We start from the raw sequence: 11,524 nt of genomic DNA, 5'->3' as shown, positions 1-11,524 counted from the left end.
GATGACGGCCCCTCGATTTGAGGTCGTCCTGACGGTCGCAGATGCGATCGCCGTCCTTGTCCGCCCGATGCAGGGCGGACGCGAAGAGCGTGACGAAGCCGCACAAGACGCGTTGAGGCGAGCCGCGAAACGGGACGATATTTCCATCTATCGCCGGCCAAGCGATCGGCCGGCGCTAAGGCCTCCATATCACGAACTGGGCGTTTCGCTTTCCCATCGTGCGGAGCTGCTGCTGGCGGGTTTTGCGCCGGATAACCCAGTCGGCGTCGATATCGAGATCGAGGATCTCAACGGCTTCGATCCGATCGCCTTTGCGGCCGACCATTTCTCAAGGATGGAAGCCGCCGCAGTTGCCGCACTCGATGGCTCAACGGCGCTCGACGTCTGCTACCGTCTCTGGGTCGCCAAGGAGGCGGCATTGAAGACCAGCGGCCGCGGCATCTTCGACGGGCTCGACGAACCGGATCTGGCGGCGCATCTGAGTCTCCTGCGCACCGATGGCGCAACCATCCATCTTGGTGCCGGATTGCGACTGCCACCGATCGCGCTCACCGTGACCCGGCTTGCCGGGACCGTGGAGCAATCCATTTATTGTGCCCTTGCCAGGGACATGAGCTGAGCGATCATCGCTCGATGGTGAGCATTTCCGTCGGGACGGCACGGCTTGGAGCCGCGCCTCCCCGTGCCGTAGTTTTCAGGCCCGCATCAGGGGCGCGGCGGCGCATCTGGGTCTTGGCGCGAGGCGAACCAGTTTGCCAGGGTCGCGCCGGAAATATTGTGCCAGACAGAGAAGATCGCGCTAGGAACGGCGGCGATCGGCGAGAAATAGGCCGTCGCCAGTGCGGCACCCAGGCCTGAATTCTGCATGCCGACCTCGATTGCCAGCGCCTTGCGCTTGTAGAAGTTGAGCCCAAGCACCTTCGAGGCATAATAGCCGAAGAGGTAGCCGAGACCGTTGTGCAGCACGACGATGACGAAAATCAGCAGGCCAGACTGCACAATGGCCGCCTTCGACGCGCCGACGACAGCCGCAACGATCAGCACGATACCGATGACGCTGACGAGCGGCAGAACGGGAATCGCAGCGCGTACGAGGCCGGGCACGGCCTTCTGCGCGATGACGCCAAGCAGCAGCGGCACGATGATGACTTGTACGATGCTGATGAACATCGACCAGGCGTTGACGGGCAGATATTGACTTGCGAACATCCAGACGAGGAACGGCGTGACGATGGGCGCGGCGAGTGTCGTCACGCTCGTGCAGGCGACCGACAGCGCCACGTCGCCACGTGCAAGATAGGTCATGACATTGCTCGAGGTGCCGCCTGGGCAGCAGCCGACCAGAATGACACCGGCGGCGACTTCCGGCGGCATCGGAATGATCCGCGTCAAAAGCAGTGCCAGCGCCGGCATGATGCCAAAATGTGCGATGACGCCGATCGCGACTTCATGGGGACGACGCGCCAGCTCGCGAAAATCCTCGACCGAAATCGTAAGCCCCATGCCGAACATGATAATGCCGAGAAGCACGACGATCCAGGGTGCAAGCTGCTTGAAGACATCGGGCAGGAAAAAACCGAGAACCGCAAACAGGATGACCCATATGGAAAAGGTCTTGCCGACGAAGGCGGAAAAGGATGCCAGGAATTTCATGGGATCTCCGGGGGGAAGGAGCATAATGGTGGTCAGGCCGGTCTAAACCCGGCGCCCGATGTGTCAAGGCGTCGAATTGCCTGATCCGTCTGCTTCCATCATCTATGCAGCATAAATCCATCGAAGGGCGCAGCAGGTTTGCCTTGCAAGGAGCAAATACATGACTGTCACCGAACCCGAACCCATGTCCCGCGCGAAGATCATATCCTATGCCATCGGCTTGCCGCTGGCGCTGCTCGTATTTGTCTTTCTGCCTGCCGGTCGCCTCGACTGGGCGCCCGGATGGATCTTCATTGCGTTCCTCGTGGTAAGCTATGGGATAGCGACGCTGATTATGCGTCGCGTGAACCCCGTGATCTTCAGGGCACGCAGCCGCTTCCAGGCCGGGACAAAACGCTGGGACCTCATCCTGGTCTCGCTCATGTGCCTTGGCATGATCGCCGAAATACCGCTTGGAACTCTGGATGCCGGCAGGATGGCGTGGTCGGCAATGCCAATCTCCGTCGTGATCCTGGGCTATATCCTCCTTGCGGCCGGTATAGCGCTCGGCACATGGGCACAGGCCGTCAATCGCTTTTTCGAACCCGGTGTCCGCCTCCAGCGCGAACGCGGCCAGCATGTCATCAGCAATGGCCCCTACACATTCGTGCGTCATCCCGGCTATGTCAGCGCGATTATGATCTTTGCCGGGCTGGCGCTGGCGCTCGGTTCCTGGTGGGCCTTGATTCCAGCCGCGTGGGCAAGCGGCCTGCTGATCCTGCGCACTAGCTGAGAGGACGCCCTGCTGCAGGCCGAGCTGGAAGGCTATGCCGACTATGCCCGGCGCGTGCGGTTCCGATTGCTGCCGGGTATCTGGTGATGCCTTTCCGCCGCGCTCATCACATAACGAACTGAGCGGCCGATCACATATTGACTGGCACGATCTGCTTTGATCTGTTGACCCGATATGGCAATGCCTGATGTCCGCCCGAGGTCGACGGATGTCTGGGAGGAAAGCAGAGCATGACGATGGAGGCTGTGAGGGCGGTCAGCCTGAAACAGGTGGCCATTTCCTTTGAAATGGCCGGCAAGACACGGTTCGACGCCGTAGCCGCGACCAATCTGGATGTAGAAGCGCATGAGTTCGTGGCCATTGTCGGCCCCACGGGCTGCGGAAAATCCACACTTCTCAATGCGACGGCGGGCCTTTTGAAGCCGGCGTCCGGCACGGTCGAAGTCTTCGGCCAACCGCTGAAGGCAATCAATCGGCAGGCAGGCTATCTCTTCCAGCAGGATTCGCTGATGCCGTGGAAAACAGTTCTCGAGAATGTTGCGATCGGGCTGGAAATTGCGGGAACGGATACGGCCGAGGCAAGGCGGATCGCCCGGGACTGGCTGGCGCGCGTCGGCCTTGCCACTTTTGCCGATCGTTTCCCACGCATGCTCTCTGGCGGCCAGCGCAAGCGCGTCGGTCTTGCCCAGGTGCTCATCCGCAATCCCAAACTGCTGCTGATGGACGAGCCCTTCGGGCCGCTCGATGCGCAGACCCGCCTGATCATGGGCGACCTCCTGCTCAAGCTCTGGTCCGAGGACCGCAAGGCCGTGATGTTCGTTACCCACGATCTCGACGAGGCTATCGGCCTTGCCGACCGCGTGGTCATCATGTCGGCCGGTCCGAAATCCCGCATCATCGGCGATTTCGAGGTGCCCCTGGAGCGGCCGCGCGATATCGGCGAGATCCGCCACGATCCAGTCTTCAACCGGCTCCATCGTGATATCTGGCAGGCACTGCGCGATGAAGTCATGACGGCCTATCGCCAGAGCAGCGGAGAGATCGCATGAACCGCTCCCTCCTTCTCCTGCTGCAAATCCTGGTGGCACTGGTCATTTTGGTCCTCTGGCATCTCGCGACCAACACCAGCCTCTTCGGCAATCCGAAAACCATATCCTTCTTCTTTGCCGATCCGCTCAAGGTCGCGCAGCGTGTCATCCAGTGGTTCGCGTCCGGATCGATCTGGTATCATCTCTGGATCACGCTGTCGGAATCGATCCTCGCCTTCCTGCTCGGCGCCTTCGGCGGCATCGTCTTCGGTTTCTGGTTCGCGCGCCGGCCCTTGATCGCGGCCGTCTTCGACCCCTATGTGAAGGCAGCGAATGCCCTGCCCCGCGTCGTGCTTGCCCCAATTTTCGCGCTCTGGTTCGGCCTCGGTATCTGGTCGAAGGTCGCGCTCGGCATCACGCTGGTTTTCTTCATCGTCTTCTTCAACGTCTATCAGGGCGTCAAGGAGGTCAGTCAGCCGGTGCTGTCCAATGCCCGCATGCTCGGCATGAACGAGCGCCAGCTGCTGCGCCACGTTTATCTGCCCTCCGCACTTTCCTGGGTGTTTTCCAGCCTGCATACATCGGTGGGCTTTGCTGTGGTCGGTGCAGTCGTCGGCGAGTATCTGGGCTCGGCTGCAGGCCTTGGATATCTCATCCAGCAAGCCGAGGGTGTGTTTGACGTGACGGGTGTCTTTGCAGGCATGGTGGTTCTGACCGCCTTCGTCCTGCTCGTGGACTGGGTGATGACGATGGTCGAACGGCGCCTGCTGGCCTGGCGCGGCCAGTAGCACATGGAAAATAGCGAAGTGGAGGAAAAAGGAACATGGAACGCAGGACATTTCTGATCGGGACGGCGAGCTTCGGTATCGGTGCGTCGCTTGCAGGCATCCTGCCCGCCGCGGCACAGGATGCGAAACCGGAAAAGCCGGATCTGTTGATCGGCGTCGGTGGCAAGCCGTTGCTCTATTACCTGCCGCTGACGATCGCCGAGCGGAAAGGCTTCTTCAAGGAAGAAGGTCTCAACGTCACCATCAATGATTTCGCCGGCGGTTCGAAGTCGCTCGAAGGCCTGATCGGCGGCTCGCTCGATGTCGTCGCCGGCGCTTATGAACACACCATCCGCATGCAGAACAAGGGGCAGGATATAGTCGCGATCTGCAATCTCGGCCGCTTTCCGGGCATCGTGATCGCTGTGCGCAAGGATCTCGCCGGTGAGATCAAGTCGATGGCGGACATGAAGGGCCGCAAGATTGGCGTGACAGCGCCCGGCTCCTCGACGGCACTGATGTTCCAATATGCCATGCTGAAGAACGGGCTGAAGACCGACGATGCTTCGCTGATCGGCGTCGGCGGCGGGGCCGGCGCGGTTGCCGCTGTCAAGAGCGACCAGATCGATGGTCTTTCCCATCTCGATCCGGTCATCGCGCAGCTGCAGTATGACGGCGACATCACCGTGCTTCTGGATACCCGTACCGAGGCCGGCACGCGCGCGCTCTTCGGCGGCCCGAACCCGGCGGCAACGGTCTACATCAAGCGCGAATTTGCCAAGGAAAATCCGATCACGACACAGAAGACGGTCAATGCCTTCATGAAGGCATTGAAGTGGATCTCGACGGCAAGCCCGGAAGATGTCGCCGGCGTCGTGCCGGAAGAATATCTGCTTGGCAATCGCGATCTTTACATGCAGGCCTTCAAGAATTCCAAGGAGATGTATTCGCCGGACGGCATGGTCACCATGGAAGGCTACAATTCCATGATGGGTGTCCTGAAGACGCTCGATCCCGAACTCGCCAATGCCGACGTGCCATTCGACAAGACTTTCGATCCGACCTTCGCGAAGGCCGCCAAGACCTGATCGATGCAACTGGTGTGCCCGACGGTTGGCCGGGCACGCTTTGCCCCGCCAGCTCGGGACAATCAAACAAAATCCCCATCGGATTGAGCAAATGCCGGCGGGCCGGCGTGATGCTGACGGAGATGGCCATCCGCCCTATCGATCTAGCCTCTTGCCGCCTTTGCACATCGAGCGATCAGGGCGGCAACTAAAAGCACCCATCCCTCTCGAAAAAATCAACCGGAGGCCTAGATCACGCGTGGCGGTGCGATCTGACGTGTTGCGAGGCTATGTTGCCCGTGCCTTTTGACGGTTTCATTCGTCGTCAAACGCCGGAGTTCGAGCGGAAACTTATGGAGTACCAACGGCATGGCTTCACTTGCCAAAGTCTTTCGAGCGCCCTTCCTAATTACCTTGCTTATCCTTTCCTGCGCGCTTTCCCCTGCATCGGCCGAAGATGCCGGCCAGTCATCGAGCGGAACTCAGCTCCCGCGGCCGACGAGCAGCTATATGGCGACCTCGGCGGATGGCGTACCGGTGAAATTGAACTATTTCTCTCCGCAAGACGGTATTTCCGTCGTCTTCGTGATTGGTGAGAGAGGCCAGCCTCTGAAGAGGCTTCCATCCATCGAAGAACAGGGCAAGCTCCTGGATGGCTTGCTAAGCCAATTAGTGAACGAACATAAGGACTTGCCATCGACCTTTCCCCTCTTCCTGACGGGAACCAAGGATAGCTTGACGACGGAGCTGGTGGCAAAGCTGCACGAAAAAGACGCCAACTGGAATCCGAAGACCGGTCAACCGAAGCGCGGCCATTTCAATGAGGTTGTAACGGCCGAGCTCAACACGATCCTTCAGTCGTCACCCATCGCCCAGGCTTTCCAGTCCCATGGCTACAAGCTGGAGCTGACGGATATTGAAAAGATCGAAATGCAAGCCCCCGCCAAGAAAGGCGATGGAAAATATCCGCAATACATCAACTCAATGGATATTGACGCGACCAAAATATCAACCGGAGGATGACGTAAGATGAACCAACAGGTACGTTCTCATTTGAGACCCTCTTTCGATGATCTGGTAAAGAACTATCCCGATCCGCGAAGGGTCAAGCTGAAGCCCCTGAAGGAGATTATCGGCGGCGGTCTTACGACGGACTGGGCGATGAACAGCATCGGCGACAGCTGCACCCTTCGCATGAGCCGCGCATTTAATTATGGTTCCAGCTATCAGATTCCAGCACATTTTCCAGGCTTGAGAACTTTGGCAGGCAAAGATGGATTGCGCTATGCCTATGCGGTTCAGGAATTTCACAAATGGCTGAAGCAGCGTCTCGGCGCGCCCGATCTTGTCGTCAAGGGCAAGCCCGTCAGCCGCGACGGCTTTGCCGGCAAGAAGGGGATTATCATTTTCGACATCGTCTTTGGCCCTAATCCGGATGGCACGCGCGCGCTTGGCCATGCCGATCTATGGGACGGAAAAACCTTCTATGACGAACTCGACGGCACCAGCAGACCGGACCGCGACTTCTTCACTATAGCCGATAGCGTCTCGCTCTGGATTTGCCCGGGAACGACGAATTTGGCCAGCCGCTGACAAGGCTATTTGCCCGAGGAATAATGCTGTCAGCCCTTAGCCAGAATAGCTTCGGGTGTGATGGTTTATATTGCCGTGGTCGTCGCGGGGAATTCAGTCGCTAATCCAGGAAAACCGCCGCCGGGAGAAGCGAGATCCCCGGGGGCCATCATTGGGCGGCCTCACAAGAAGAGCTTTTTCGTCGCTCATGGAAGCTGCCAGGCGGCTAAATTCGCCCAAAAGCTGGCGTGACTAACCATCTTTCCGGGTCCGGCTAAAGGCAACCCTCACCGGTCTGGAAACGAACGCCTGCCCTTCAGAAATTTTTCCGACACTCGCCGGCAGCTGTGACGAGCCGCTGCCTTACCACCGCGAACAGTTCGCAGCTCCGGTCGCTGTTTCCGGATACGAACCATAGATCATTGCAGATGCTTCACGCGACGCTCTCCAGGCATGATGGAAGAGAACTTCCGCCTGGGCGGGGTCCCGCCTTTTCATCGCTCCTGGCAGTGAAGATTTTTTCAAATTGACCGACGGGTTTCGAACGCTCGCGCGTTCAAGCAGCGCAAGATCTGACGAGAGCCTGAATGACAAGGCTTTTTATTAAGGTTGAGGCAGGCGGCGGTCCGACACTGGAGAATGAGGATGGTTGCATCATTCAAAACGCCAGTGGGCCGCAAACGGACATATCCGGCAATGCTCCTCGGCATGTTGATCGTCTTCACCTTTCCCTTCGCGGTACGCGCGGAAGCCTGCACGGCCCCACCACCAATTTCTGCCATCGATCCTCCCGGTTTCTACGATGATCCGGACGGTTATGGCAGGGTGATAAAGCCGCTGCATGCGTTTATCGAAAAGGTGAATAAGGCAGCCGACAGCGGCGACAAGGCGTGCCTGGTCGAGCTTCTCGACACTTGGGCGCATTCGAATGCCTTGATGTCGCCGATCAAGGGCTATCAGGGATATTATGAGCGCACATGGGCAGGAACTGATTTCGCTTTGGCCCTCCTCAGATTCTTTCCCCAATCAAAGAACGACGCACCTGCCGTTCCGCCCGCAATCTCGAAATGGCTCATCGAGATTGCCACCTCTACGCGGGATGCGAATGCCATCAACCGCCTCCACAACAATCTGGTTTACTGGGCAGGCCTAAATCTCACGGCAATAGGAACGCTGATGAAACGGCCCGATCTCATCGACGCCGGCATTGCCCGTGCGCGCGAAGGTATCAAGGATATCCAGCCGAACGGCACATTGGAACGCGAGCTGAAACGTGGCGATAGAGCGCTTCACTATCATAATTTTGCGCTCATCCCCCTGGTCTTCACCGCGGAGTTGGCGCAAGCGCGGCATGTCGATCTCTATTCGGAAAACAATGGGGCCATTCGACGCCTGGCAAATGTGGTGATCGCTGCGGTGCTCAATCAAAGCAGCTTTTCAGCCTATACTTCGACACCACAACATCTTTTCCCTTGGACTTTTGCCGGCGATCTCGCCTGGATGGAGCCGTACCAGGCTCGCTTCCACGATCCACGCTTGGCGACCCTGATCGCACGGCGCCGACCTTTTCTCAACCCGCGGCTCGGTGGCAACGTAACGGCCGCCTGGAGCGGACGCCCGACAATGGAGCGTCCCTAATGGCGATATCCGGAACGAACCCGATCGACCTGCGCTTCAGATCCATCTGAGATGGTCAATGGAGGACCAGTATGCATCTAACACGTCGGCAGTTTGCCATTCTGGCTTGCGCTTTGACGGTTCCGGCAAGCCAAGGCGCTGCGGCAAGTGAAGATAACGCAGTATTCTGGCAAGCGAACCTGGCAGATCGATCAATCGCCATTTTCGGTTATGAACGTATCAGTGCCACACTGGTATCCGACATCGTTCGCGATGGAGAGCGGATATCCGATCAGGCAAGTTCGGTCTATACCGACATCGGCCCGAATGCTCCGCCCTTGAGATACACAACGAATATGAAACAGGTGCCACCGGTTCTTCCCGATTTGGCACCGACCGATGCAGACGATCTGCGCCGCATCATGCCGGCTGCCGCAGGCTCTCCGGTTGAACGCCTTCCGGGATACGTAGTGGCCTTGTTGCTGATGGGCGAAGGACAGCACTCATGGGCGCCAAGTGTCGAAGGGGTGATCATGGATCATGTTCGCTCCAGCGGAAAGCAAATCTCCCCGCTGATAAGCGATGCGGATCTGATGTCGATATGGTCGCCACCCGACACTTTCACACTGCAAGCGATTGGCGCACATCAAATCAGCTATCTTCTCGAGAAACGCCGCCAGCTGGGACCTATCGGTGGCTATATGGAAACACTTTACAGGCAGCGGCGCGTATCCGAGATCACGCGATTGCGAGAGGAAATAGCCAAAGAAGGAGTAGTCAATCCGCTTGGCTCCCTGGCAGGTCCCCAATTCAAGGCGCTGCTCCTGAAACAGGTCTTGAAAATTGAGGCGACGAAGAATTTTCTCATTGTCCCCTTGGCTGTCTTGTTGGGTAATGACGGCATCCTGGAACTCATGAAATCAAACGGCTTTCAAATAACGGCATTGGCGTAGCGTTACCGGCGCCTGTGAAAGCCGCATGCTCTATCGAGGTATTTATCCTATTCGAGGACCATCTGATATGTCAGCAACCATGAACCGCCGCGATCTCTGCCTGTATCTATCTGCATTAGCTACGGGTATGCTTGAACCCAAATTCGCCTCTGCCGAAGACAAGGTAAATGCAAATAGTGCTTCAACGGCTTACTTGTATTTCTCACAACCGATCGACGACAAATCGACGCTCAGTCTGACCAATGGATTGATCGACTTAAGAGCCAAGGGCTACAAAATAATATACCTTATGCTGAATTCCAACGGTGGGAACATATCGTCAGGGATTGCCCTATATCACATGCTATGTGCCATGGATATAACGATCAATACCTATGCTATTTCCAATGTAGATTCGGCAGCAATTCTATTGTTTTTAGCAGGAAAGGAAAGAGTTGCAAATAAAGAGTCTTTGTTTGCATTTCACTCCGCCAGAGAGGATTTCAGCAACGAAAAGCTTAATCCGGACGAGATCACCGAGAGATCAAATGTACTTGAAATCGACAATGATCGAATGAAGGAAATATTCAAGGATCGGCTTACTATCAGCGACAAGCAATACGGCGAGTTTTTTGGCCCGCAGCTCCGGTTTGTAAGGCCACAAGAGGCACTGAGCATCGGCCTGGCGACGCGGATCAGCGAGATAAGCATGCAACCACATGATGGCCTCTATTATGTTCAGTCCTCTGCCGCCAAGTAGCTTTGGTGAAACATGGTTTCGCTCTCCGCGATAAAAGGCACTGCCAGCTCTGTCTCAGAACGGCAATCCGAACGCGGCGTCCACCAACTCGCGCAATTTAGAGAGGCTGACCGATGATGAACGGAAAGACGCATTCAATCCTGTCTATTTTCCACCTCTGCTGGCAAACCGCCATCGTACTCGTCATCATCTTTGCGGGCGCGGCTCACGCTGAAGATCATACCTTCGTCGGCTTTCAGGAGATAGCCGTTCCGAACGGCGGCGAGCCTCCGTTACACGCAGGCATCTGGTATCCGACACTCGCCCGACCCCAGGAAACACGTTTGGAGACCTTCACCCAATTGGTGGCGCCGGATGGTGCGATCGCCGGGCGCGCCTTGCCGCTGGTCGTCATTTCCCATGGCGGGGCGGGATCGTTCGCCGGCCACTACGACACGGCCCTCGCGCTTGCCCATGCAGGCTTCATCGTTGCCGCGGTCGACCATGCGGGGGACACTTTCGACGATCAGCGACAGGTGCTGAAACTTTGGCGGCGGCCGCAGCAGCTGAATCGCCTGATCACCTTCGTCCTCGACGATTGGCGGGATCATGCTCACGTTGACTCCCGGCGGATCGGCGCCTTCGGCTTCTCGAATGGCGGCTTCACCGTGCTCGTGGCTGCCGGAGGAAAACCGGATCTCAACCTGATCGACCCCTATTGCCGCGATCATCCCACTCACGATCTATGCGCCGCGCTTACGAAAGCCGGCGTCAGCTCAGTAGCCGCTTTACCTGTTCCTCCCGATGCCTGGTTGCGAGACCCGCGCATCAAGGCGATAGCCATCGCCGCTCCGGCATTTGGGTTCACTTTCTCGAACGGCGGTTTGAACGATGCAACGGTCCCGGTTCAGCTGTGGCGCGCCGCCGATGACCACCATCAACTCAATCCCTGGTACGACGAGGCGGTGCGCGTCGCGTTGCCTCATCCGCCCGAAATGCATGTCGTGGCAGGCGCAGGACATTATGACTTTCTGCCGCCGTGCGGTGCGGTGCTTGCCAAGCACGCGCCGGTCATATGCGCCGATCCGAATGGCTTCGATCGAGCAGCGCTTCACAACCTTATGAATGCTCAGCTGATCAATTTCTTCCGGACAAAGCTTCGATAAGCAGCCACCATGCCAGGGTCGTGAACCAATAGCCGCTCCGGCTTGTTAGCCTCAAGGCGCTACGCGGAGTGCATTTCACCGGCTCAGGCCGACGCGTGACCCGCCCCATTGATGAACTAGGGTCAGGACCTATTAAATTGGATTGAGATGTGATTCTCACGGTTTCCAGAAGGAGACCGTGATGAGTGATTTGTTTCTGCTGAGCGAGCGC

At 57.7% G+C, this 11,524-nt stretch carries 12 protein-coding genes; 11 read left to right on the top strand and 1 reads right to left on the bottom strand.

Annotation, left to right across the window (positions count from 1 at the left end):
* Position 1: 1 nt before the first annotated feature.
* A complete protein-coding gene (locus GA0061100_RS27040) occupies positions 2-619 on the top strand; it encodes a 4'-phosphopantetheinyl transferase family protein (protein WP_075855951.1) in 618 nt (205 codons plus the stop codon).
* An 86-nt stretch (positions 620-705) separates the two neighbouring features.
* On the opposite strand, the gene GA0061100_RS27035 is transcribed toward GA0061100_RS27040, so the two are convergent.
* Entirely contained in the window at positions 706-1,653 is a 948-nt protein-coding gene (locus tag GA0061100_RS27035) for a bile acid:sodium symporter family protein (protein WP_075855950.1), read from the bottom strand.
* 160 nt (positions 1,654-1,813) lie between these two features.
* Between GA0061100_RS27035 and GA0061100_RS27030 the strand changes: the two genes are divergently transcribed.
* The 10 genes from GA0061100_RS27030 to GA0061100_RS26985 all read left to right on the top strand — a co-directional run bounded on the left by GA0061100_RS27030 (position 1,814) and on the right by GA0061100_RS26985 (position 11,313).
* Positions 1,814-2,425, top strand: coding sequence for a methyltransferase family protein (locus GA0061100_RS27030; RefSeq protein ID WP_244557966.1), 612 nt, complete (start codon positions 1,814-1,816; stop codon positions 2,423-2,425).
* Between the two features lie 230 nt (positions 2,426-2,655).
* Positions 2,656-3,474, top strand: coding sequence for an ABC transporter ATP-binding protein (locus GA0061100_RS27025; protein WP_075855949.1), 819 nt, complete (start codon positions 2,656-2,658; stop codon positions 3,472-3,474).
* Entirely contained in the window at positions 3,471-4,241 is a 771-nt protein-coding gene (locus GA0061100_RS27020; RefSeq protein ID WP_075855948.1) for an ABC transporter permease, read from the top strand. The genes GA0061100_RS27025 and GA0061100_RS27020 overlap by 4 nt, the downstream gene beginning before the upstream one ends.
* 35 nt (positions 4,242-4,276) lie before the next feature.
* Complete coding sequence (locus GA0061100_RS27015; protein WP_075855947.1) at positions 4,277-5,308, top strand: ABC transporter substrate-binding protein; 1,032 nt, start codon at positions 4,277-4,279, stop codon at positions 5,306-5,308.
* Positions 5,309-5,656: 348 nt separating this feature from the next.
* The gene (locus GA0061100_RS27010; protein ID WP_075855946.1) at positions 5,657-6,310 is read left to right on the top strand and encodes a hypothetical protein; all 654 of its coding nucleotides are present in this window, start codon (positions 5,657-5,659) and stop codon (positions 6,308-6,310) included.
* A 6-nt stretch (positions 6,311-6,316) separates the two neighbouring features.
* Positions 6,317-6,880 carry a T6SS effector amidase Tae4 family protein gene (locus GA0061100_RS27005; RefSeq protein WP_075855945.1) on the top strand — a complete coding sequence of 188 codons (564 nt, stop codon included), beginning with the start codon at positions 6,317-6,319 and terminating at the stop codon, positions 6,878-6,880.
* Between the two features lie 624 nt (positions 6,881-7,504).
* Positions 7,505-8,497: an alginate lyase family protein gene (locus GA0061100_RS27000; protein WP_208621587.1), complete on the top strand. Its 993-nt coding sequence runs from the start codon at positions 7,505-7,507 to the stop codon at positions 8,495-8,497.
* Positions 8,498-8,568: 71 nt separating this feature from the next.
* Positions 8,569-9,429, top strand: coding sequence for a TraB/GumN family protein (locus GA0061100_RS26995; RefSeq protein ID WP_075855944.1), 861 nt, complete (start codon positions 8,569-8,571; stop codon positions 9,427-9,429).
* Positions 9,430-9,496: 67 nt separating this feature from the next.
* A complete protein-coding gene (locus GA0061100_RS26990) occupies positions 9,497-10,168 on the top strand; it encodes an ATP-dependent Clp protease proteolytic subunit (protein ID WP_244557965.1) in 672 nt (223 codons plus the stop codon).
* A gap of 113 nt (positions 10,169-10,281) precedes the next feature.
* On the top strand, positions 10,282-11,313 hold the full coding sequence (locus GA0061100_RS26985) for an alpha/beta hydrolase family protein (RefSeq protein ID WP_244557964.1): 1,032 nt from the start codon (positions 10,282-10,284) through the stop codon (positions 11,311-11,313).
* Positions 11,314-11,524: the final 211 nt, after the last annotated feature.

It is taken from the genome of Martinezella hainanensis, from assembly GCF_900094555.1.
GTDB classification, from domain to species: Bacteria; Pseudomonadota; Alphaproteobacteria; order Rhizobiales; family Rhizobiaceae; genus Rhizobium; species Rhizobium hainanense.
The sequence above is the reverse complement of the archived record's forward strand: the minus strand, read 5'-3'. Positions and strand labels throughout refer to the sequence as shown.